Here is a 22,742-nt window from a genome sequence, read left to right as displayed (position 1 = left end):
TTGACCGGACATCGACAGATGCCCGGTTTTTGTCGTGCCTGCAAAAGGGGGGTTGATCCATGGCTGAACCTCTTTCCTTGCCACCCGTGCCCGAACCGCCCAAGGGCGAGCGCCTGAAAAACAAGGTGGTGTTGCTGACCGGCGCTGCGCAGGGCATTGGCGAGGCGATCGTCGCCACCTTTGCGTCGCAACACGCCAAGCTGATTATCAGTGATGTCCAGGCCGAGAAAGTCGAGAAAGTCGCGGCGCACTGGCGGGATAAAGGCTTCGATGTCTGCGCGATCAAGGCCGACGTCTCCCGGCAACAAGATCTGCACGCGATGGCCAGGTTGGCAGTCGAGCTTCACGGCCGGATCGACGTATTGGTCAACTGCGCCGGGATCAACGTGTTCCGGGATCCACTGGAAATGACCGAAGAAGACTGGCATCGCTGCTTCGCCATCGACCTCGACGGCGCGTGGTACGGCTGCAAAGCGGTGCTGCCGCAAATGATCGAGCAGGGCATCGGCAGCATCATCAACATCGCCTCGACCCATTCCACTCACATTATTCCGGGCTGCTTCCCGTACCCGGTGGCCAAGCACGGCTTGCTCGGACTGACCCGCGCGCTGGGCATTGAATACGCGCCAAAGGGCATTCGCGTGAATGCAATCGCGCCGGGCTACATCGAAACCCAACTGAACGTCGATTACTGGAACGGTTTTGCCGACCCCCAGGCCGAACGTCAACGGGCCTACGACCTGCACCCACCACGGCGTATCGGGCAACCGATGGAAGTGGCGATGACTGCCGTTTTCCTGGCCAGTGATGAAGCGCCGTTCATCAATGCCTCATGCATCACCATCGATGGTGGTCGCTCGGTCATGTATCACGACTAAGCAAAACGGCTTTCAGGCGCGGAACTCCGTCTGAAAGCCAATCATCATACGATATGACTATTTGCTGCACCGTTTTCAAATAACGCTCAAAAAAAATAACAAGGAGTCAGCTTATGAATCGTCGTCGTGGGATCCGTTCCCTGTGCTGTGCCGCTCTGGCGGTCACTGCGGTCAGCCTGAGCAGTACGCTGCTGGCGGCCGAGGAAGTGAAAATCGGCTTCTTGGTCAAGCAGGCGGAAGAGCCCTGGTTCCAGACCGAATGGGCATTCGCCGAAAAGGCCGGGAAAGAGAAGGGCTTCACCGTGATCAAGATCGCCGTGCCTGACGGCGAGAAAACCCTCTCGGCCATCGACAGCCTCGCTGCCAACGGCGCCAAGGGCTTCGTGATCTGCCCGCCGGATGTCTCCCTCGGCCCGGCCATCATGGCCAAGGCCAAGCTCAATGGCTTGAAAGTCATCGCCGTCGATGACCGCTTCGTCGATGCCAATGGCAAGTTCATGGAAGACGTTCCGTACCTCGGCATGGCGGCGTTCGAAGTCGGGCAAAAGCAGGGCGCGGCAATGGCCACCGAAGCGAAAAAACGCGGCTGGGACTGGAAAGACACCTACGCGGTGATCAACACCTTCAATGAACTCGACACTGGCAAGAAGCGCACCGACGGCTCAGTCAAAGCCCTCGAAGACGCCGGGATGCCGAAAGACCACATCCTGTTCTCGGCCCTGAAAACCCTCGACGTGCCGGGCAGCATGGACGCCACCAACTCGGCCCTGGTGAAACTGCCGGGCGCGGCGAAGAACCTGATCATCGGCGGTATGAATGACAACACCGTGCTGGGCGGCGTGCGCGCCACCGAAAGCGCCGGTTTTGCCGCGGCCAACGTGATCGGCATCGGCATCAACGGCACCGACGCGATCGGCGAACTGAAGAAAGCCAACAGCGGTTTCTTCGGTTCGATGCTGCCAAGCCCGCACATCGAAGGCTACAACACCGCCAGCATGATGTTCGAGTGGGTCACCACCGGCAAAGAACCACCGAAGTACACCGCGATGGACGACGTGACGCTGATCACTCGCGAGAACTTCAAGCAGGAACTGGAAAAGATCGGCCTGTGGAACTGAGGGCTGGTTGATTTCATCGGCGGCCCTGGCGACGGGGCCGCCTGATCTGTGTGATGAGGTGGTTTTATGCACGCGCAAGTACAGACACATGAGCACAGCGTCGGCGGTAGCCTGCGCTTCAACGGGATCGGCAAGACCTTTCCCGGGGTGAAGGCGCTGGATGGCATCAGCTTCGTCGCTCATCCGGGGCAGGTTCACGCCTTGATGGGCGAGAACGGCGCCGGCAAATCGACCCTGCTGAAAATCCTCGGCGGTGCCTACACGCCGAGCAGCGGCGACCTGCAGATCGGCGAACAGACGATGGTCTTCAAGTCCACCGCCGACAGCATCGCCAGCCGCGTCGCGGTGATCCACCAGGAGCTGCACTTGGTGCCGGAAATGACCGTCGCGGAGAACCTGTTCCTCGGTCATCTGCCGGCCAGTTTCGGTTTGATCAATCGAGGTGCGCTGCGGCAACAAGCGCTGGCCTGCCTCAAAGGCCTGGCCGACGAAATCGATCCGCAGGAGAAAGTCGGGCGCCTGTCCCTCGGGCAGCGGCAACTGGTGGAAATCGCCAAGGCGTTGTCCCGTGGTGCGCATGTGATCGCGTTTGACGAACCGACCAGCAGCCTGTCGGCGCGGGAGATCGATCGATTGATGGCGATCATCGGGCGCCTGCGCGACGAAGGGAAAGTGGTGCTTTACGTGTCCCATCGCATGGAAGAAGTGTTCCGCATCTGCAACGCGGTGACGGTGTTCAAGGACGGTCGCTACGTGCGCACCTTCGAGGACATGAGTGAACTGACCCACGACCAACTGGTGACGTGCATGGTCGGGCGCGACATTCAGGACATTTACGATTACCGCAGTCGCCAGCGTGGTGCCGTCGCGCTCAAGGTTGACGGTTTGCTCGGGCCTGGCTTGCGTGAGCCGGTGAGTTTCGAGGTGCACAAAGGCGAGATCCTCGGGCTGTTCGGCCTGGTCGGCGCCGGTCGTACCGAGCTGTTCCGGATGCTCAGCGGGCTGACGCGCAACACCGCCGGACGCCTGGAGCTTCGCGGTCATGAGGTGAAATTGCGTTCCCCTCGCGACGCGATCGCGGCCGGCATTCTGCTGTGCCCCGAGGACCGCAAGAAAGAGGGCATCCTGCCGCTCGCCAGTGTCGCCGAGAACATCAACATCAGCGCCCGCGGCGCCCATTCCACGTTCGGTTGCCTGTTGCGCGGTCTGTGGGAAAAGGGCAACGCCGACAAGCAGATCAAGGCGCTGAAAGTGAAGACGCCCAGTGCCGAGCAGAAAATCATGTACCTGTCCGGCGGCAATCAGCAGAAGGCCATTCTCGGTCGCTGGCTGTCGATGCCGATGAAAGTCCTGCTGCTGGACGAGCCTACTCGCGGCATCGACATCGGGGCGAAGGCCGAGATTTACCAGATCATCCACAACCTGGCCGCCAGCGGCATTGCGGTGATCGTGGTGTCCAGCGACCTGATGGAAGTGATGGGCATTTCCGACCGCATCCTGGTGCTCTGCGAAGGCGCGATGCGCGGCGAGTTGTCTCGCGCAGAGGCCAATGAATCCAACCTGCTGCAACTGGCTTTGCCGCGCCAACGCGCTGACGGCGTGGCGAACTGAGAGGTGACTATGACAATCCAAAACAACGCTCTGCCGACCCAGCGCAAACCCCTCGACTTGCGGCGCTTTCTCGATGACTGGGTCATGCTGATGGCGGCGGCCGGGATCTTCGTGCTGTGCACGCTGCTGATCGACAACTTCCTCTCGCCGCTGAACATGCGCGGTCTGGGCCTGGCGATTTCGACGACCGGGATTGCCGCCTGCACCATGCTGTATTGCCTGGCGTCCGGGCATTTCGACTTGTCGGTGGGCTCGGTGATTGCCTGTGCCGGCGTGGTCGCGGCGGTGGTGATGCGCGACACCGACAGCGTGTTTCTCGGCGTGAGTGCGGCGCTGGTGATGGGGCTGATCGTCGGGCTGATCAACGGCATCGTGATCGCCAAGCTGCGGGTCAACGCGTTGATCACCACGCTGGCGACCATGCAGATCGTTCGTGGCCTGGCTTACATTTTTGCCAATGGCAAAGCGGTCGGCGTGTCGCAGGAGTCGTTCTTCGTCTTCGGTAACGGCCAGTTGTTTGGCGTGCCGGTGCCGATCCTGATCACCATCGTCTGCTTCCTGTTTTTCGGCTGGTTGTTGAATTACACCACCTACGGGCGCAACACCATGGCCATTGGCGGCAACCAGGAAGCGGCGTTGCTGGCCGGGGTCAACGTTGACCGGACCAAGATCCTCATCTTTGCCGTGCACGGTGTGATCGGTGCGTTGGCCGGGGTGATTCTGGCGTCGCGCATGACCTCCGGGCAGCCGATGATTGGCCAGGGTTTCGAGCTGACGGTGATTTCGGCTTGCGTGCTGGGCGGGGTGTCGCTGAGCGGCGGGATCGGCATGATCCGGCATGTGATCGCCGGGGTGTTGATTCTGGCAATTATCGAGAATGCGATGAACCTGAAGAACATCGATACGTTTTATCAGTATGTGATTCGCGGTTCGATCTTGCTGTTGGCCGTCGTCATCGACCGCCTCAAACAACGCTAACCCCGCTTTTGTGGCGAGGGAGCTTGCTCCCGCTGGGCTGCGTAGCGGCCCCAAAATCTCTGTTTTGATCCAGGATTTTGCGAGTGCTGCGCACTCGAGCGGGAGCAAGCTCCCTCGCCACAGTGGTTACTCCTCCTGTCACCTCCTTTAAATAATCCTTGCCCACCCCAGCCCGTTTCGGTTATCACTTTGTACATGATTAGACAGGTACGATTTGACAAGAAACAACGGGTGGTCGACGAACTCATCCGGCGCATCGAAAGCGGCCTCATGGAGGACGGCTTTCTGTTGCCGGGCGAGCATCAGTTGGCTCAAGAATTCAAAGTCAGCCGCGGCACGCTGCGCGAGGCCCTTGCCGAGTTGAAACGACGCAACTACATCGCGACCCAAAGCGGCGTGGGCTCCATCGTCACTTTTGACGGTGTGGTGCTCGACCAACGCAGCGGCTGGGCGCAGGCGCTGGCCGACAGCGGGGCGCTGATCAATACCGAAGTGCTGCGTCTGGAGGCCGTCACGCGGCCGGACCTGATGTCACGTTTCGGCACCGACCAGTTCATCACCCTTGACCGGCGTCGCCGTTCCAACGACGGCAAGCTGGTTTCCCTCGAACGCTCATTGATGCCCGCCACCGGAGGCCTGGAAAGCCTGCCGCGTGTCGGCCTGATCGACCATTCCCTGACCATCACCCTGGCCGCCTACGGCTATATCGGCGAACGCGGTGATCAATGGATCGGCGCAGAACCCTTGAGCGCCGAAGACGCCGAGTTGCTCGGGCGCCCAGTCGGCACGGTTTTCCTCAAAGCCTTGCGCACCACCTACGACCGGCAAAACCGTTTCATGGAACAGGTCGAAAGCTTGCTCGACCCGGTGCACTTTCGCCTGCACCTGCAGTTTGGAGAATCAAAATGACCGCGTTCGACCGTGCGCTCGGCGCGTTCTACGGACTGGCCTTGGGCGATGCGCTCGGTATGCCGACGCAGTCCTTGAGCCGCGCGGAAATCAAGGCGCGCTTCGGCCATATCACCGATCTGCAAGACGCCGGCCCCGATCAACCGATCGCCGCCAACATGCCCAAGGGCTCGATCACCGACGACACCGAACAGGCGATTCTCGTCGGTCAGTTGTTGGTGGACGGTGAGGGCTGGATCGAACCGGCCGTGCTTGCTCAACGGCTGATCGAATGGGAAGCCGGGATGCAGGCCAAGGGCTCCCAAGACTTGCTCGGGCCTTCGACCAAACGCGCGATCGAGATGATCCTCGCCGGCCACTCGCCGGAAGAAGCAGGGCGCTACGGCACCACCAATGGCGCGGCGATGCGCATCACGCCCGTGGGCCTCGCAGCGGATGTCGCCAACCCTGAGCGTTTCATCAGGGCCGTGGTACAAGCCTGCCAGGTTACTCACAACACCACGCTGGGCATCTCCAGCGCGGCAGCGGTGGCGGCGGTGGTTTCGGCCGGCATCAACGGCATGGACCTGGGCGAGGCCTTGAACTTCGGCCAGCAAATCGCCCAGCAAGCTGAAAGCCACGGCCACTGGGTCGCGGGCGGACGGATTGCCTCGCGCATCAGTTGGGCGCGGACCATCAGCGTCGACAGTGACAAAGCGTTGCTGGCGGATTTGCTGTACGACGTGATTGGCACGTCGGTGGCGTCGCAGGAGTCGGTGATCGTGTCGTTTGCCCTGGCACAACAAGTCGCCGTCGGTGAAATGAACGCGTTCGAAGCGCTGTGCATGGCCGCGAGCCTGGGCGGTGACACCGACACCATCGCAGCTATTCTCGGCGCGATGCTTGGAGCCTGTCTGGGGCTTGGGAGTTGGCCGGTGGCGATGATCGAACAGGTCAAAACCGTTAATGATCTGGAGCTGGAGCCTTTGGTAAAAGGGCTTTTAGCCTTGCGCTGACTGGACTGGCCTCTTCGCGAGCAAGCCCGCTCCCACAGGGATAGTGCAAACCCAACGGTACCTGTGGGAGCGAGCCTGCTCGCGATAGGCGCGCCGCGTATTTGAATTGATAACCCCGCAATGGATCGCACGGACTTGGCCAGGACAGCCGGGCTGTTGTTTTCGTCTTCCGTCATTGCCCACAACCACAAAAAAGGCAACAGGAGCATTTTTCATGAGTTCATCGAACGCCGGGCAAAGCGCCGGGCAACTGGAAACCCGCGGCATCGAACCGGTGCCGGAAGCCGAGTGCAACGGTCATCCGCTGCAACTGTTCTGGGTCTGGTTCGCGGCCAACATTTCCATCCTCGGGCTGCCGCTGGGCGCCACGCTGGTGGCGTTTCGCGGGTTGGCGATCTGGCAGGCGATCATCGTCGCGATCCTCGGCGCTGCGGGTTCTTTCGCCGTGGTCGGGATCATCTCCATCGCCGGTCGTCGTGGTCGCGCACCGAGCCTGACATTGTCGCGCGCGATCTTCGGCGTGCGCGGCAACATCGGCCCGACTCTGGTCTCGCTGATGTCGCGGCTGGGCTGGGAAACCGTCAACACCACCACCGCGGCCTTCGTGTTGCTGTCGTTGTGCTCGATCCTGTTCGGTTCGCCGGTGGAAGCCAAAAGCGCGCCGGTACTGACCCTGATCTTCATCGCGATTTTCGTGCTTCTGACCTTGTCGGTCTCCGGCCTCGGTCATGCCACCTTGCTGGTCATCCAGAAGTGGGCGACTTACGTGTTCGGTGCGCTGAACATTCTGGTCGGCGGCTTCCTTTGCGCCACCATTGACTGGAGCGCGGTATTCAACGCCACGCCTGCGCCATTGAGCGCGATGATCATCGGCGTCGGCACCATGGCTGCAGGCACCGGGATCGGCTGGGCCAACGCCGGCGCCGACATGTCTCGCTACCAGCACCGCAGCGTCAAAGCCGTGCGCCTGGTGGCGTCGGCGGCGTTCGGTGCGGGGATTCCGCTGGTGCTGCTGATCACCCTCGGTGGCCTGCTGTCGGTGGGCAACAACGATCTGGCGTCGGCCACTGACCCGATCATCGCTATCCGCGACATGTTGCCAACCTGGATGGCTGTGCCGTACCTGATCACCGCGTTCGGTGGGTTGCTGCTGTCGAACAACCTGTCGGTGTATTCCGCCGGTCTGACCACGCTGACCCTCGGCCTCAAGGTCAAACGCGTGTACGCCGTGGTGGTCGACATCGTCGCGATCTTCGCCGGTTCGATCTACTTCATGCTGATCGCCGACAGTTTCTACGGCCCGTTCATTACCTTCATTTCGCTGCTGGCGGTGCCGATTACGGCGTGGGTCGGGATCTTCGTCGTTGACCTGATCCACCGTCATTACTACAGCCCCCAAGACCTGCTGGACGTCAGCCGGAGCAGCGCCTACTGGTACAACGGCGGCATCGAGTGGCGCGCGTTTGGTGCGTGGGCGCTGGCGATCGTGCTGGGTTTCAGCTTCACCACCATTGGCACCACCGAACAGAACGTCTGGTTCCGCGGTTTCCTGTCTGACTCGTGGCTGGGCCATAACGGCCTCGGCTGGATCGTCACGTTCCTGGTGGCCGGCGGGATTTATTTTGTGCTCGGTGGGGCGAGGGATCGTCGCGCTGCGCTGGCCGAGAACGCTCATGCCTAGGTTATTGCACACCGGCCAGGTCATCATCGACCTGGTCATGGCCGTGGACAAACTGCCTCAACCGGGCGGTGACGTGCTGGCGCAGTCCGCCAGTTTCGAAGCCGGTGGCGGGTTTAACGTGATGGCCGCCGCCCAGCGGAACGGTTTGCCGGTGGTCTACCTCGGTCGTCATGGCACCGGTCGTTTCGGCGATCTGGCCCGTGAGGCGATGAAGGCTGAAGGCATTCAGGTTGGCATGGCACACAAGGCCGAACGGGACACGGGGCTGTGCGTTGCGGTGACCGATGCGTCGGCCGAGCGCAGTTTCATTTCCTACATCGGCGCCGAGGGCGAATTGACCGCCGAGGACCTGGCGGACGTGCCGGTCGAGGCGGGCGACTACGTTTATGTCAGCGGCTACAGCTTGCTGCATGCCGGCAAGGCACAGGCGCTGGTGGACTGGGTGTCGGGTTTGCCGAACGCGGTCAACGTGGTGTTCGACCCGGGCCCATTGGTGGATTCGCCGGATGCACCGTTGATGCAGATGTTGTTGCCGCGCATTGATGTGTGGACCAGCAACAGTGTCGAGGCGTTGCGGTTTACCGGGGCGTCGGACATTGCCGAGGCGCTGGACAGGCTGACTGATCATCTGCCGTCCAAGGTGTTGATGGTGGTCCGCGATGGGCCGCAAGGGTGCTGGATCTTTCAGAACGGCGAACGTCAGCATGTGCCCGGTTTCAAGGTTGAGGCGGTGGACAGTAATGGTGCCGGGGATGCCCATGCCGGGGTGTTTCTGGCCGGGTTGGTGCAAGGGTTGTCGGCGGGTGAAGCGGCGTGGCGGGCGAATGCGGCTGCGGCGCTGGCGGTCACTCGGTGGGGGCCGGCGACTTCGCCGGGTACTGCCGAAGTGGATGAGTTGATCCGCAAGACTTTTGGCGCCTGATCTACCGCCATCGCGAGCAGGCTCGCTCCCACACTGGATCTGTGAACGACACAAATCCAATGTGGGAGCGAGCCTGCTCGCGATGGAGTCATTAAATTCAATACATGAGTCAGCCTTAACCAGCCTTCCTCAAGCGGTCGCAGCCGCGCACGACTGCGACCTGATTCATCGTGTTAAACGTCCAGCTTTCGCGCCGCCTCAACCCCAGCGGCGCTGAGTTTGATCGGCAGTTGCAGCGAGTGCTCGCCGGCGTCGTTGCAGGTCACATGCCCGTGCTGGATCAGCCCGCGATCCTGCAGCGTGGCGAGGGCGCTGGCCACGACTTTCTCCCCCCGGTAATTGTCCAGGACCTCCTTGCCCAAGCCACCTGGATGGGCGTGCAGCAGACGGGTCAGGACTTCTTTCTCAAGGTTTTTATCGACGTTCATGGTTACCTCTTCATGGATGTGGATAGGTGCAACTCGCATGGGCGAACTATTGGCTGGCACCGCCTTCGGAACCCGAGCCACCGGTGGTGGTTTTCGAGCCGATGCCGGTGCCGGCGTTATCGGGTGTCTGGGTGTCCGGCTGGTTCATTCCCCCTTGACGGCCCGCATCGTTGCCTTGAATCCGTGGGTCGGTGCCCGTGGACGCAGGCACGCTGTCGACGCCCGAGCCATTGGTGTTCATGCCGGGCGAGCCTTGAGTGGTCGGGGACTTTGGACTTTCGACCGGGTTAGTCGGGCCGGTCCCGGGGGCGGGGGTCGCCGCGAACGCGGCAGAGGACAACAGCGTGGCAAGTGCGAGGGCAGTCAAGCGGGACGTGATCATGGTGTCGTCTCCATTCAATTAGAGTCCTTACCTGATGTTGGTCCGCCCCCGATTTGGATTGGTGCCTGATGAACGACGAACGGTTCAGGCCTGCTGAAGCGATCTGGCGCTGACGACCCGGCGCCAGATCAAGCGGCCCACGGTGATCAGCCAGTTCAGCAGCCCTACGGCGAGAACTGTGAGCAGAAGTGTCGTCATTCCGTGCTCGACGATGATCTTTCCGGCCAGCAACGGAAAACCGAACACGCCGATGAAGTACGACAGGCTGAACAGCAGCAACGATTGCGACGTGGTGCCGTGCGGCGCTTCGTTCGCCGCCAGGCCATTGATCACCGAATACGTCAGCCCATAACCGACCCCGAGCATCATCGCCGCCAGCACGTAGCTGAATCCGCTGTCGACCACAAAACCGAACAACACAATCGAGCCCATCATCAGCCCCGACAGCAGGCAGGACGCGCGGAACGGATCGCGCTTGACCACAAAAGCGGCAATCAACATTCGGCTGCTGATTGCCGCGCCCATGAAGCCGAAAAAGAACAGTGAGTAATCCAGGGAGCGAGACGCTGCGTAGCTGGTTTGAAAGCTCGACAGGCCACCGAATACGCACCCGCCGAGGCCGACCATGATGATCGGGAACACTGCTTTGGACGACAGCACCTGAACAGTTGCTCGCCAGGAAATGCGCGCGACGGAGGTGGCAGGTGAGGGCGCTTTTTTCAACTGAGCATCAAGCCGCCAAAACAGCACCACGCCGATCAGACTGGCCAGCGCCGCGAGGTAAAACGCGGCGGTCACCGGATAGCCCAGCGCACTGGCCGCGCGGCCCAACAGCGGACCGCTGCCGATCCCGGTCATCATGCTGCCGGACAGCAGGGCGAAGTATTTTGCGCGTTGGGCGGGCGTTACCAGACTCGCGACAATAATCGGCCCCAAGGTGTAGAACACGCCCCAACCCAGCCCCAGCAGCAGTCCGAAAAACAACAACAGATTGCCGAAACCCGGCGTCACCGCGAAGCCCAGGCTGGCTGCCACCAGCAGCACGCCAAACAGCGCAATCGAACGCGCCGCGCCGAGCAGATCAGACAGGTGCCCGGAGACAATCACCGCCGCAAACGTACTGAGCATCGCTGCCGAAATCACACTGCCGGCATCGTGTTCGTTACCGCCACGGGAGCCGATCAACAGCGACAACAGAAACGTCGAACCGTAGGACAACGACAGCAAATAACTGGCGAGGCAAAACAGGCCGAACAACCTGCTTGAGACATGGGGCGGTGCGGTAGACATGAAGCGGTTCCTTGACCCGATAAAGGCGCTATCCCTCTATCTACCACGCACATCGACATTGTTAGGTCCGAGGTTATCGATGCCAGGGTTAGCGCCGGCCGGAGTAATGCGCTCAGGGTATGCCGATTTCTTCCTTGAACAGTTCCATGAAACCTTTCAAGCGCTCATGCCTGATGCGCGCCAGTCGCTGGCCGGTCATCGTCTGGAAACCGTCCGCCAGGTGCAGCAGCTTGGTCTGAAAGTGATCAAGGCAAAAGCGTTTGTCATCGTAGTCCCGCGCCCTCGCTTCCGGGTCTTGCGGGTCGTACAACGCGCTGCCCATGCGCCCTGCAATGTAAAACGTGCGCGCGACGCCGAGCATGCCGAGGGAGTCGAGGCGGTCGGCGTCCTGCATGATCTTCGCTTCGAGCGAGGTCGGGGTGATGTTGGCGGAGAAGCTGTGGGCTTCAATGGCGTGGGAGACCGCACTGATTTTTGCGCTTTGCCAACCCATGTCGGCCAACACGGCAGACGCCTTTTCTACTGCCAGGCGTGAAGCCTGCGAACGCAACGGCGAATTCTTCTCAACCGCCACGCAATCATGCAAAAGCACCGCCGCCAGCATCACTTCAAGATCGCCACCTTCTTCAGCCTGAAGCGTGCGCACGTTGAGCCACACCCGTTGCAGATGGGACAGATCGTGAGCGCCATCTTCCGAGGGTTCCAACGCGTGGGGTAGCAGCTCAGTGGCGAGCGTTTGCAGCGGTGTAAAAGCATCAGTGGTCATAAACATCCTGTTAAGTGAGCGCGAATATGTGGCGAGGGAGCTTTTGTGGCGAGGGGGCTTGCCCCCGTTGGACTGCGCAGCAGTCCTGATATCCTCAACGCTGCCTGCCTGGAAGATTACGATGACCGTACTGGGGCGGTTGCGCAACCCAACGGGGGCAAGCCCCCTCGCCACAAAAGCTACCCTCCGTAAGATTTCCCATGTAACGAGCGCCGACTTAGTATGGCGTTTTCAACTTTCGACAAAGGCACGTCCATGACGATCGAGATCCGCCCGGCGACCCCCAGCGATGCACCGCAAATCCTCGGGTTCATCACTGAACTGGCCGACTACGAACGTGCCCGCCACGAAGTCATCGCCAGCGTTGCCGACATCGAACGCAGCCTGTTCAGTGAAGGCGCCACCGCCCACGGCCTGATCTGCCTGCGCGACGGCTTGCCGATCGGCTTCGCGGTGTTCTTCTTCAGCTATTCCACCTGGCTCGGCAGCAACTGCCTGTACCTCGAAGACCTCTACATCACCCCCCAACAGCGCGGTGGCGGCGCCGGTAAAACCTTGCTGCGCCACCTCGCCAAAATCGCCTGCGCCAATGACTGCGGACGCTTCGAGTGGAGCGTGCTGGACTGGAACAAACCGGCGATCGAATTTTACAAGTCGCTGGGGGCGCAGCCACAGGAAGAGTGGGTTCGGTATCGGATGGATGGGAAGGTGTTGCGCGAGTTTGCCGAGGGGAGTTGATAAACGTTGTTTTCTTGCGCTGAATCCAGTTGTCGCCACGGGTCTAGTCCGTCATCCTGTGCGCCTTTGCGCGCTCACGGATGACACCTGCAATGCCGATGGCATTTTCATTTCGACATTCGTCACCGCCATCTACTATCCGGTTTGGTTGAACGCTGTTGGTGCATCTGTTTTGTGCCCTGGATGTTTGCCACCATCGCTTTAAAACTCAAAAAGCAAGGAGCTTTGACTTGAGTGGAAAACCTGCTGCGCGCGTTACCGATCCTACTTCGTGCCCATTGCCCGGACATGGCACCAATCCAATTGTTTCCGGATCGCCCGATGTTTTTTTCGATGGCCTGGCCGCTGCTCGCATGACAGACAAATCTGCGTGTGGCAGCCCAATTACCGGCGCAGTTTCGGGTACGGTTTTCATCAATGGACTCAATGCTGCAACCCTCGACAGCACGGGCGGGCATGGCAACGTAGTCATCGGCGGTTCCGGGACCGTTATCATTGGGCAAAGCGGAGGCGGAGCATCGTTTAGTGGGTTGCTACCCATGCCGGTGCATTTCACCGACAGACTACAAGTGGTGAATGATGCGACCGGTGAGCCAATGCCTTATCACCCCTACACCATTCAGCGTGGTGACGGAAGCGAAGAGCATGGTGTGACGGATGCGTCCGGGTTTACTCACACCGTTAGTTCTCATTTGGCCGAGACCATTAAACTGTTTGTGGAGTGATTGGCATGGCTGGTGAAGCAGCAGCGGTGAAACAAGAGTTACCAAAAAGAGAAGTAAAAACGCATACATTGACCTGTAAAACGGATCAGGCTGTTAAGCAAGTTCCTGTCACCTTACGAGACGTGGTTGTATTTTTTATTGGTGGTGCAGGCGATCAGGAAAGTTACTACGGCACAGGGCCTAATAATAATATCGATTACGTGCGTAGGATTGCTGTTGACGATGCAAAGCAACTGGAAATTTTGAAGCGCTGTCCTTCGTGGGCGCTAAGTTATAATTCCTTTATTAGTAATGATGATCTTGAACGCAATGTGCTGAGTCGAATACCTAATTGCTCTACCGCGATTTACATCATTGGTCATAGTCTCGGTGGGTGGAATGGTGCCCACCTTTCCAGCGTGCTGACAGACAAAGGCTTCAAAGTAAAAATGCTGATTACACTGGACCCGGTAGGTGAAGGGAAAATCGTCTACGGCATCTCAAGTATCTATAGGCGAGAGCCCACTCCCAAGGCTGACTACTGGGTTAATATTCGGGCGGCAGCGCTAGACTGGAATGTATCGGATCTGGTCGCGGACTTTGGTGAGCAGTGGGAAATAATACAGGGACCCAATGTCATGGGGAGGGTAGATATCAATCATGCCGATGCAGACAGAATGTTTGTGCAGACATTACCTGGAGGCAAGTCTGCCCGACAAATATTCAACGAGTCGATTTTGAACTACTTCAGGGAGTGATTCTGGATGCATAAGTTTTTTTTGTTTTTAATGATCTTGATGAGTGCATCGTGTTCTCTCAATCACGGAAGACCTATCGCAACCCTTGAGTATTCCAGTGTAAGCGAACTTCGGAATACTGGGATTTACCAGGTTTTTTTCACTTCCGATGTGGAACTTCTTGGGTTGTTTAAGTCGCGAATAGGTGAGGGGTTGGTCTGTTCTTTAGAAGATGATTTGGATTTTACCGAGGCACACCATATAAAGCGTTCCGGTTTTGGCTTGGTAGAAAAAGTGAATGAGCCGGCACCGTTGCTCTATCGAGCGAATGTTATTTTTAGTGAGTCGGAAAGCGGAAAAGGAGGAGAAGATTATTTGGAAGGAGCGGCGCTTATTCCGCTATTGAAGAAACGTGACTTTATTTCGTGTGTGTATCGAGTTCATACCACTACGTACAATACGTACTTCTCTAAAGTCATGCATGTGCCAACCGCAGAGCTGTTGAAGGCTATTTCTCACCAGTAAACAAACCATGTGATTCGAGTTTGTTTGCCGGGAAAACAGTTTCTCAATGACTCAGTCACTGGCTTCCCAATAACTATTGATCAATCCTCCGAGGACTTGTCGAACGGTAATCTTGAAAGCCCCGGCCTTACCCTCATCAAGGGCCGCTTTCCATGTCGCATAACCTTGACTGAATTCCGGAATATCTGCGGTTTCCCCCATGCGATGGGTGATGCTGCGTTCCAAGGCTTTTGCCTGGAAGGGTAGGTGTGGCATTTCATTGAACTCGCTACCTGTCACCGGATTGATCATCCGAAAGCCATCCACCCTGATGTGAACAACCTTACCCAGCTTTGGATAATTCTCGATTTTCAGGATCGTCAGTGTCGATCCATCCTCGCCCGGCCGGGTTTTGTAGGCCCAGATATCGCCCACCTTCAATTCTTTCGATGCGCTGAATGCTGCGGTGGACCAGAGAGCACTGCAGAACAGCAGCGCCTTTAAAGCAATCTTCATTTTTCTTCCTTGAGGGCTGGGTGCCGTTCCGATGGCCGGGCATTTTAAGGCGTTGGCGGAGAAAATCTTGTCACACTTGTAAATCCCATAATATGGGAGTGTTATTTATATATTGAGATCTCTCCGCCTCCGGGTTTATAGTCCAGCTCACTCACTGCCAATAAACAAAACAGGTGAAGCGATGCTGGCGCAATTGATCGCGCTCGATTGGGGGACGACCTCATTACGTGCTTACAAACTCGCCGCGGGTGGCCAGGTGCTGGAACAGCGTTCGCTGTCATCCGGGATCATGCAGTTGCCCCGGACGCCGCGAATCATCAACGACCAGGAATGCGCCGACGGTTTTGAACTGGCCTTCGACGAGGCGTGCGGTGACTGGCTCGACGCGCAGCCGGATCTGCCGGTGATTGCCTGTGGCATGGTCGGCAGCGCACAGGGCTGGCGCGAAGCGGCCTACTGCGACACGCCGGCAAACGTCGCCAATCTCGGAACTTCCCTACAAACCATTCGCAGTCTTCGCGGTGTCGATGTGCACATCGTGCCGGGCGTGATTCAGCGTTCGCGTTTGCCGAACGTGATGCGCGGCGAAGAAACCCAAGTGCTCGGTGTCCTGCAGAATCTGCCGATCGAGCAGGGCCGTGATCTGTTGATCGGCCTGCCGGGCAGTCATTCGAAATGGGTGGAAGTGGCCGGCGGTTGCATCGTGCATTTCGACACCTTCATGACCGGCGAGATCTTTGCCGTGCTCAGCGAACACAGCATTCTGGGGCGCACCCAGCAAAAGGGCGCGTCCTTCGATGGCCAGGCGTTTGATCGCGGTGTGCAAGTGGCGCTGTCGGCGGAGGGCGAGATCGGGCCGCTGTCGACCATGTTCAGTGCCCGCAGCCTCGGGTTGACCGGTGAACTTAGCGCGACCGCGCAACCGGACTATTTGTCGGGCCTGCTGATCGGCCATGAGCTGTCAGCGCTGGCCAACGTTCAGCGGCGCCGACGCAACAGCGTTCATCTGCCGTCGATCATTCTCATTGGTAATTCCCAACTCTGTGCTCGCTACAGCCGGGCCCTCGACGCCTGCGGTTTTGCCCGCGTGGCGCTGGCCGAACAAGCCACCGAACGCGGGTTGTGGCAGTTGGCGGTCGCCGCCGGACTGATTGCTGCACACCCACCCCGTTAAACCTGACTGGAGGTCTGACATGCTCAAGCAAGCACTGGCGCAAAACGGTCTGATCGCGATCCTGCGTGGCCTGCGCCCGCAAGAAGCGGCCGCCATCGGCGAAGTCCTTTACGCCGCCGGATTTCGCGTCATCGAAGTGCCGCTCAATTCCCCCGAGCCGTACGAAAGCATTCGCATCCTGCGCAGTACCTTGCCCGCCGATTGCCTGATTGGTGCGGGCACGGTGCTGACACCGGAGCAGGTCGAACAAGTGAAAGCGGCGGGCGGCCAGGTGATCGTCATGCCGCACAGCGATCCCAAGGTGCTGCGCGCAGCAAAAGCGGCGGGGCTGTTTCTGTCGCCGGGTGTTGCGACGCCGACTGAAGCCTTTGCCGCACTGGCCGAAGGGGCGGATGTGCTGAAAATGTTCCCGGCCGAGCAGATGGGGCCGGCAGTCGTCAAAGCCTGGCTCGCGGTACTGCCTGCGGAAACGATTCTGGCGCCGGTCGGCGGGATCACGCCGGACAACATGCAGGTGTTTATCGACGCCGGCGTCAAGGGATTCGGACTGGGTTCCGGGTTGTTCAAACCGGGCATGACGCCTGAGGACGTGGCGGTAAACGCCAAGGCCTATGTCGCTGCATGGAACGCTCTGCGTTAAGACTTTCTGGCGCCGAGCGCGCTGCATCTATAAGAGCTGCATTTACAAAAGAGAGCAGAGATGAAAATCACCAAACTCACCACCTTCATCGTTCCGCCGCGCTGGTGCTTCCTCAAGGTCGAAACCGACGAGGGCGTCACCGGTTGGGGCGAGCCCGTGGTCGAAGGCCGCGCGCACACGGTCGCCGCAGCCGTTGAAGAACTGTCCGATTACCTGATCGGTAAAGACCCACGCAACATTGAAGACATCTGGACGGTGCTTTACCGTGGCGGCTTCTACCGGGGCGGCGCGATCCACATGAGTGCGCTGGCCGGTATCGACCAGGCGTTGTGGGACATCAAGGGCAAGGCCCTGGGCGTGTCGGTCAGCGACCTGCTGGGCGGCCAGGTGCGCGACAAGATTCGCGTCTACTCGTGGATCGGTGGCGACCGCCCGGCGGACACCGCTCGCGCGGCGAAAGAAGCGGTCGAGCGTGGTTTCACCGCGGTGAAAATGAACGGCACCGAAGAGCTGCAGTTCCTCGATTCCTTCGAGAAAGTCGACCTGGCCCTGGCCAACGTTGCCGCCGTACGTGATGCGGTAGGCCCGAACGTCGGCATCGGTGTGGACTTCCATGGCCGGGTGCACAAGCCGATGGCCAAGGTGCTGATGAAGGAACTTGATCCGTACAAACTGATGTTCATCGAAGAGCCAGTGCTCAGCGAAAACTATGAAGCATTGAAGGAACTGGCGCCGCTGACCAGCACCCCGATTGCCCTCGGCGAGCGCTTGTTCTCGCGCTGGGATTTCAAGCGCGTGCTCAGCGAAGGTTACGTCGACATCATCCAGCCGGACGCGTCCCACGCCGGCGGCATCACCGAAACCCGCAAGATTGCCAACATGGCCGAAGCCTACGACGTGGCGCTGGCGCTGCATTGCCCGTTGGGCCCGATTGCACTGGCGGCGTGCCTGCAACTGGACGCGGTTTGTTACAACGCGTTCATTCAGGAGCAGAGCCTGGGCATCCACTACAACGAGAGCAACGACCTGCTCGATTACGTGAAAGATCCGCGAGTGTTCGACTACGACAAAGGCTTCGTGAAAATCCCGAATGGCCCGGGCCTGGGCATTGAGATTAACGAGGAATACGTGATCGAACGCGCCGCCGTCGGCCACCGCTGGCGTAACCCGATCTGGCGCCATGCCGATGGCAGTTTTGCCGAGTGGTGAGTTTTCCCTGACCCACCGCTAATCCCTGTGGGAGCCAGCCTGCTGGCGATTTGGCCGGCACACCCGGCATTTAGGGTGACGGACACACCGCTATCGCCAGCAGGCTGGCTCCCACAGTTTGATCTCCATGGACAGGGAGATCTGCATCAATCCAGTTTCACATCGACCTCAATAAACATAAGAAGAGGCATTCCCCATGCAACCGCAAACCCTTACCGGGCAGGCGTCGTTGGTGGCGCCCAGCCGCAAGCGTTTTTTCATCATGGTGCTGCTGTTCATCACGGTGGTTATCAACTACCTCGACCGCAGCAACCTGTCCATCGCCGCCCCCGCGCTGACCAGCGAACTGGGTATCGACCCGATCCACGTCGGGCTGATTTTCTCGGCGTTCGGCTGGACCTACGCCGCGATGCAAATCCCCGGCGGCTGGCTGGTCGATCGCGTGCCGCCACGCATCCTCTACAGCGTCGCCTTGCTGCTGTGGTCGATCGCCACGGTGATGCTCGGTTTCGCGGCCAGCTTCATCGCGCTGTTCGTCTTGCGCATGGCGGTCGGTGCCCTGGAAGCGCCGGCGTATCCGATCAACAGCCGGGTGGTCACCACCTGGTTCCCGGAACGCGAACGCGCCACAGCGATCGGTTTCTACACTTCCGGGCAGTTCGTGGGGCTGGCATTCCTGACGCCGGTACTCGCCTGGCTGCAGCATGAGTTTGGCTGGCACATGGTGTTTGTCAGCACCGGTGCGGTGGGCATTCTCTGGGCGGTGATCTGGTATGCGGTGTATCGCGAGCCTCGGGATTTCAAAGGCGCCAACGACGCCGAAATCGAGCTCATTCGCGAAGGCGGCGGGCTGGTGGATATCCAGGCCGAGCAAGCCAAGGTCAAGGCCAAATTCAGCTGGACCGACCTCGGCATCGTGCTGACCAAACGCAAATTGTGGGGCATCTACCTCGGGCAGTTCTGCCTCAACTCGACGCTGTGGTTTTTCCTGACATGGTTCCCGACCTACCTGGTGAAATACCGCGGCATGGACTTCATCAAGTCCGGCCTGTTGGCGTCGCTGCCATTTCTTGCGGCCTTCATCGGCGTGCTGTGTTCCGGGTTCTTCTCCGATTTCCTGATCCGTCGCGGCTACACCGTGGGCTTCGCGCGCAAATTGCCGATCATTGGTGGCTTGCTGATTTCCACCTCGATCATCGGCGCCAACTTTGTTGAATCGACGCCGTTGGTGATTGCCTTCCTCGCGTTGGCGTTCTTCGGTAACGGGCTGGCTTCGATCACCTGGTCGCTGGTGTCGACGCTGGCTCCGGCGCGGTTGCTCGGGTTGACCGGCGGGGTGTTCAACTTCATTGGCAACCTGTCGGCGATTACCACGCCGATCGTCATCGGTTTCCTGGCGACTGGTGATTCGTTTGCCCCCGCGATCACCTACATTTCGGTTCTGGCATTGATTGGCGCGCTTTCCTACATCTTGCTGGTCGGCAAGGTCGAGCGTATCAAGTTGTAGTCGCAGCCATCGGGCGACCATAATGCCGCCCGTTCACTCGCTCAACGGTAAAGGCTGGATATGCAGGAAGATGCCCCAAAAATCGCCAAGGACGCCGCGCCAACCGGCACCCAGACACTGCTTCGTGGCCTGGGTGTGGTTCAGGCCGTGGCCAGTGGCGCCCGCGATCTCAAGGAAATCGCCCGGCTGATCGGCACGACGCGCAGCACCACCCATCGTCTGGCCAGTTGCCTGGTGGACGAGCGTTACCTGCGCGTCGTTCCGCAAGTCGGTTATCTGCTGGGGCCGAAGCTGATCGAGCTGGGTTTTCAGGCGCGTGAAGAGTTGCCGTTGGTGACCCTGGCCGGACCCTATCTGGATGAGTTGTCGGCGCTGACCGGCGACACCATTCACCTGGCAATTCGTGAGGGCGACGAAGTGCTGTACCTGCACAAGAATCCGGGGCGCAATGGCCCGGAAATGCGTTCGCGGGTCGGCCATCGCATGCCGTTGGCGCGCACCGGGATCGGCAAGGCGCTGATGCTCGATGACACACAGGAAGAATGGCAGAGGCTGTACGAAGTCAGCCTGCCGGCAGGTGGGAAAAATCAGTTCTGGCCGCTGCACCCGGAGCAGTCCTGGGAGCAATTTCAGCAGCGCATGATCGAGTACGTGGCCGGCGGTTACGCCTTCGATCTGGAAGATAACGAACCGTCGATCCGCTGTGTCGCGGCGCCGATCCGCGATGCCAGCAAGCGCATCGTCGCCGGCATCAGCATCGCCAGCACCGTGCCGTACATGCCGCTGGAAAAAATGGCCGAGCTGATTCCCCTGATCAAAGGGGTCACAGCCCGGCTGTCTGCGGAGCTTGGCGCGAAGGTCTGATTAGACCTTCAGCGTCGCCATGTCGATGACAAAACGGTACTTCACGTCACCAGCGATCATGCGAGCGTAAGCCTCGTTGATCTGGCGGATGTCGAGCATTTCGATGTCGCAGGTGATGTTGTGTTCGGCACAGAAATCCAGGACTTCCTGGGTTTCGGCAATGCCGCCAATCAGCGAGCCGGCCAGTACGCGACGGCTCATCACCAGTTTGCCGGCGTGGATCGGTGGGTCGACCGGTTCGATCAGCCCTACCAGAATGTGCACACCGTCGAAACGCAAGGTATCGAGGTAGGGATTGAGGTCGTGCTGCACCGGAATGGTGTCCAGCAGGAAGTCGAAATGACCCGCCGCGGCCTTCATCTGTTCGGCATCGGTGGACACGATCACGTGGTCCGCGCCTTGACGACGTCCTTCTTCAGCCTTGCTCGCCGAGCGGGTGAACAGCGTCACTTCCGCGCCCATCGCCTTGGCGAACTTGATGCCCATGTGGCCGAGGCCGCCCATGCCCAGAATCCCGACCTTGTCGCCGGCCTTCACGCCGTAGTGCTTGAGCGGCGAGTAGGTGGTGATGCCCGCGCAAAGTATTGGCGCAGCGCTGGCCGGGTCGAGTTTTTCCGGGATGCGCACAACGAAGTGCTCGCTGACCACGATGCTGTCGGAGTAGCCGCCCATGGTGTTGCTGCCATCGACCCGGTCCGGAGTAGCGTAGGTCATGGTCGGACCTTCGAGGCAATACTGCTCGAGGTTGGACTGGCAGGCTTCACAGCTGCGGCAGGAGTCGACCATGCAACCGACGCCAACCAGATCGCCGATTTTGTGCTGGGTGACATTCGCACCGACGGCGGTCACTTTGCCTACGATCTCGTGGCCGGGCATCAGCGGGTAAACGGCAATGCCCCACTCGTTGCGTGCCTGGTGGATGTCGGAATGGCAGACGCCGCAGTAGAGAATATCGATCGCCACGTCGTCGGCCCTTGGGTTGCGGCGTTCGAATTTCACGGGGGCGAGGGGAGTGGTGGCCGACTGGGCGGCGTATCCGATGGCGGTGTACATGATGAACCTCGCAATAGCAGTGACAGGTGAGGAGGCGCATTTTGGGCGCCGTGCCTGCCACCGGCCATGGCGATTCCTCCGGGTGTCATGCCTATTCCTCCGGCATCAGCGTTCGTTTGATCAAATGGGCGATCAGACCTGCGATGATGCTTTCATCCCTTTTTTCCCGACTTTTTTGTGAAGAGCGCCCATGTTGTTAACCCGTCATCTCGACGCCAATGCCACGCTGGTTTCGCTGATTGAGCCTCTGACCACTCGCGATGGTTTCGCCGCTACGGCGTTGCCGGGTGTGCAGGTTTTGCGTGCCAGTTGTGATGTGGCTCGTGGTCCGCAGATCTATGAGCCGAGCCTGGTGATCATCGCCCAAGGCAGCAAACTGGCGTATCTGGGCCCGCGTACGCTGGAGTACGGCGCCGGGCATTATCTGATTCAGGCATTGCCGGTGCCGTTTGAGTGCGAAACGTTTTCAGCGCCGGACGGGCCGATGCTCGGGGTTTCCATTGCCATTGACCGGGTGTTGCTCGGTGAGTTGGTGTTGGCCATGGGATTGGTGCCGGGGCGAACGGTGCCTGCGCAAACACTGGAATCCATGACTTCGGCGGTGCTTGACGATGCGATGCGTGGTTGCGTGGAGCGACTGTTGCGTTGCCTGCACGATCCGCTGGAATGCCAGATCATGGGGCAGGCGCGATTGCGGGAATTGTTGTTCGTCGCGTTGCGCGGTCCTCAAGCCGATGTGTTGCGGGCGCTGGTGGAGCAGCAGGGGCAATTCGCGCGGATTGCCGCTTCGCTCAACCATCTGCACGGGCATTTCACCGAGCCGTTGAATGTGGAAACCCTGGCCAGTTGCGCAAACATGAGTGCGTCAACGTTCCATGAGCATTTCAAGCGCAGCACGTTGTTGTCGCCGGTGCAGTATTTGAAGCGTTTGCGCTTGCTCAAGGCGCAGCAGTTGTTGCTCGCCGAGGGGTTGGGTGTGGCGCAGGTGGCGCATCGGGTCGGGTATCAGAGCACGTCGCAGTTCAGTCGTGAGTACAAGCGCTACTTTGAGCGAAATCCAGGAGACGAGCGCGCGGCCTGATTCACCGACAATCCCACATTGGTTTTGGGTTGGGGCTTGAATTGCGGGCAACAAAAA

General features: G+C 59.7%; 24 protein-coding genes. 18 read left to right on the top strand and 6 right to left on the bottom strand.

From position 1 onward, the window contains the following. Positions 1 to 59: 59 nt before the first annotated feature. The 8 genes from DJ564_RS23845 (at position 60) to DJ564_RS23810 (ending at position 9,092) form a co-directional block, all read left to right on the top strand. Positions 60 to 878 (top strand): SDR family oxidoreductase, encoded by an 819-nt coding sequence (locus tag DJ564_RS23845; RefSeq protein WP_109633826.1) that lies wholly within the window; start codon positions 60 to 62, stop codon positions 876 to 878. 113 nt (positions 879 to 991) lie between these two features. Next, on the top strand, positions 992 to 1,996 hold the full coding sequence (locus DJ564_RS23840; protein ID WP_109633825.1) for a substrate-binding domain-containing protein: 1,005 nt from the start codon (positions 992 to 994) through the stop codon (positions 1,994 to 1,996). Positions 1,997 to 2,062: 66 nt separating this feature from the next. After that, a complete protein-coding gene (gene araG, locus DJ564_RS23835; RefSeq protein ID WP_109633823.1) occupies positions 2,063 to 3,607 on the top strand; it encodes an L-arabinose ABC transporter ATP-binding protein AraG in 1,545 nt (514 codons plus the stop codon). A 9-nt stretch (positions 3,608 to 3,616) separates the two neighbouring features. Next, the gene (gene araH, locus DJ564_RS23830) at positions 3,617 to 4,585 is read left to right on the top strand and encodes an L-arabinose ABC transporter permease AraH (protein WP_109633821.1); all 969 of its coding nucleotides are present in this window, start codon (positions 3,617 to 3,619) and stop codon (positions 4,583 to 4,585) included. Between the two features lie 195 nt (positions 4,586 to 4,780). Further along, on the top strand, positions 4,781 to 5,494 hold the full coding sequence (locus DJ564_RS23825; protein ID WP_109633820.1) for a GntR family transcriptional regulator: 714 nt from the start codon (positions 4,781 to 4,783) through the stop codon (positions 5,492 to 5,494). Beyond that, positions 5,491 to 6,489, top strand: coding sequence for an ADP-ribosylglycohydrolase family protein (locus DJ564_RS23820; protein ID WP_109633818.1), 999 nt, complete (start codon positions 5,491 to 5,493; stop codon positions 6,487 to 6,489). The genes DJ564_RS23825 and DJ564_RS23820 overlap by 4 nt, the downstream gene beginning before the upstream one ends. Positions 6,490 to 6,703: 214 nt before the next feature. Then, positions 6,704 to 8,170: a cytosine permease gene (locus DJ564_RS23815; protein ID WP_109633816.1), complete on the top strand. Its 1,467-nt coding sequence runs from the start codon at positions 6,704 to 6,706 to the stop codon at positions 8,168 to 8,170. Beyond that, the gene (locus DJ564_RS23810; protein ID WP_109633815.1) at positions 8,163 to 9,092 is read left to right on the top strand and encodes a PfkB family carbohydrate kinase; all 930 of its coding nucleotides are present in this window, start codon (positions 8,163 to 8,165) and stop codon (positions 9,090 to 9,092) included. Before DJ564_RS23815 ends, DJ564_RS23810 begins: the two co-directional genes overlap by 8 nt. A gap of 173 nt (positions 9,093 to 9,265) precedes the next feature. Here the strand turns inward: DJ564_RS23810 and DJ564_RS23805 are convergent, their stop codons facing one another. The 4 genes from DJ564_RS23805 to DJ564_RS23790 all read right to left on the bottom strand — a co-directional run bounded on the left by DJ564_RS23805 (position 9,266) and on the right by DJ564_RS23790 (position 11,958). Next, positions 9,266 to 9,520, bottom strand: a complete 255-nt coding sequence (locus tag DJ564_RS23805) for a hypothetical protein (protein ID WP_109633813.1) — start codon at positions 9,518 to 9,520, stop codon at positions 9,266 to 9,268. A gap of 46 nt (positions 9,521 to 9,566) precedes the next feature. Beyond that, positions 9,567 to 9,902 (bottom strand): hypothetical protein, encoded by a 336-nt coding sequence (locus DJ564_RS23800; protein WP_109633812.1) that lies wholly within the window; start codon positions 9,900 to 9,902, stop codon positions 9,567 to 9,569. A gap of 84 nt (positions 9,903 to 9,986) precedes the next feature. Continuing rightward, positions 9,987 to 11,192, bottom strand: a complete 1,206-nt coding sequence (locus DJ564_RS23795) for an MFS transporter (RefSeq protein ID WP_109633810.1) — start codon at positions 11,190 to 11,192, stop codon at positions 9,987 to 9,989. A gap of 112 nt (positions 11,193 to 11,304) precedes the next feature. Beyond that, positions 11,305 to 11,958 (bottom strand): HD domain-containing protein, encoded by a 654-nt coding sequence (locus DJ564_RS23790; RefSeq protein ID WP_109633808.1) that lies wholly within the window; start codon positions 11,956 to 11,958, stop codon positions 11,305 to 11,307. Positions 11,959 to 12,213: 255 nt separating this feature from the next. Here DJ564_RS23790 and DJ564_RS23785 point away from each other — a divergent pair, with 255 nt between their 5' ends. The 4 genes from DJ564_RS23785 to DJ564_RS23770 all read left to right on the top strand — a co-directional run bounded on the left by DJ564_RS23785 (position 12,214) and on the right by DJ564_RS23770 (position 14,662). Then, entirely contained in the window at positions 12,214 to 12,696 is a 483-nt protein-coding gene (locus DJ564_RS23785; RefSeq protein ID WP_010461803.1) for a GNAT family N-acetyltransferase, read from the top strand. Between the two features lie 230 nt (positions 12,697 to 12,926). After that, positions 12,927 to 13,421, top strand: coding sequence for a PAAR domain-containing protein (locus DJ564_RS23780; protein WP_109633806.1), 495 nt, complete (start codon positions 12,927 to 12,929; stop codon positions 13,419 to 13,421). A gap of 5 nt (positions 13,422 to 13,426) precedes the next feature. Then, positions 13,427 to 14,158 carry an alpha/beta hydrolase gene (locus tag DJ564_RS23775; RefSeq protein WP_109633804.1) on the top strand — a complete coding sequence of 244 codons (732 nt, stop codon included), beginning with the start codon at positions 13,427 to 13,429 and terminating at the stop codon, positions 14,156 to 14,158. A gap of 6 nt (positions 14,159 to 14,164) precedes the next feature. Continuing rightward, positions 14,165 to 14,662, top strand: coding sequence for a hypothetical protein (locus DJ564_RS23770; protein WP_109633802.1), 498 nt, complete (start codon positions 14,165 to 14,167; stop codon positions 14,660 to 14,662). A 51-nt stretch (positions 14,663 to 14,713) separates the two neighbouring features. On the opposite strand, the gene DJ564_RS23765 is transcribed toward DJ564_RS23770, so the two are convergent. Beyond that, the gene (locus DJ564_RS23765; protein ID WP_109633801.1) at positions 14,714 to 15,157 is read right to left on the bottom strand and encodes a hypothetical protein; all 444 of its coding nucleotides are present in this window, start codon (positions 15,155 to 15,157) and stop codon (positions 14,714 to 14,716) included. A gap of 181 nt (positions 15,158 to 15,338) precedes the next feature. Here DJ564_RS23765 and DJ564_RS23760 point away from each other — a divergent pair, with 181 nt between their 5' ends. The 5 genes from DJ564_RS23760 to DJ564_RS23740 all read left to right on the top strand — a co-directional run bounded on the left by DJ564_RS23760 (position 15,339) and on the right by DJ564_RS23740 (position 20,551). Next, entirely contained in the window at positions 15,339 to 16,331 is a 993-nt protein-coding gene (locus DJ564_RS23760; protein WP_109633799.1) for a 2-dehydro-3-deoxygalactonokinase, read from the top strand. Positions 16,332 to 16,350: 19 nt separating this feature from the next. Beyond that, a complete protein-coding gene (locus DJ564_RS23755; RefSeq protein WP_109633798.1) occupies positions 16,351 to 16,971 on the top strand; it encodes a 2-dehydro-3-deoxy-6-phosphogalactonate aldolase in 621 nt (206 codons plus the stop codon). A 60-nt stretch (positions 16,972 to 17,031) separates the two neighbouring features. Continuing rightward, positions 17,032 to 18,180 carry a galactonate dehydratase gene (gene dgoD / locus DJ564_RS23750; protein ID WP_008152275.1) on the top strand — a complete coding sequence of 383 codons (1,149 nt, stop codon included), beginning with the start codon at positions 17,032 to 17,034 and terminating at the stop codon, positions 18,178 to 18,180. A gap of 196 nt (positions 18,181 to 18,376) precedes the next feature. After that, on the top strand, positions 18,377 to 19,687 hold the full coding sequence (locus tag DJ564_RS23745) for an MFS transporter (RefSeq protein WP_010461785.1): 1,311 nt from the start codon (positions 18,377 to 18,379) through the stop codon (positions 19,685 to 19,687). Between the two features lie 60 nt (positions 19,688 to 19,747). Continuing rightward, positions 19,748 to 20,551, top strand: coding sequence for an IclR family transcriptional regulator (locus DJ564_RS23740; protein ID WP_109633796.1), 804 nt, complete (start codon positions 19,748 to 19,750; stop codon positions 20,549 to 20,551). Here DJ564_RS23740 and DJ564_RS23735 read toward each other — a convergent pair whose 3' ends face one another. Further along, positions 20,552 to 21,604 (bottom strand): NAD(P)-dependent alcohol dehydrogenase, encoded by a 1,053-nt coding sequence (locus DJ564_RS23735; RefSeq protein WP_109633794.1) that lies wholly within the window; start codon positions 21,602 to 21,604, stop codon positions 20,552 to 20,554. Positions 21,605 to 21,794: 190 nt separating this feature from the next. On the opposite strand from DJ564_RS23735, the gene DJ564_RS23730 reads away from it, so the two are divergent. After that, complete coding sequence (locus tag DJ564_RS23730) at positions 21,795 to 22,685, top strand: AraC family transcriptional regulator (RefSeq protein ID WP_109633793.1); 891 nt, start codon at positions 21,795 to 21,797, stop codon at positions 22,683 to 22,685. Positions 22,686 to 22,742: the final 57 nt, after the last annotated feature.

Source organism: Pseudomonas sp. 31-12, from assembly GCF_003151075.1.
Taxonomy (GTDB): domain Bacteria; phylum Pseudomonadota; class Gammaproteobacteria; order Pseudomonadales; family Pseudomonadaceae; genus Aquipseudomonas.
The sequence above is the reverse complement of the archived record's forward strand: the minus strand, read 5'-3'. Positions and strand labels throughout refer to the sequence as shown.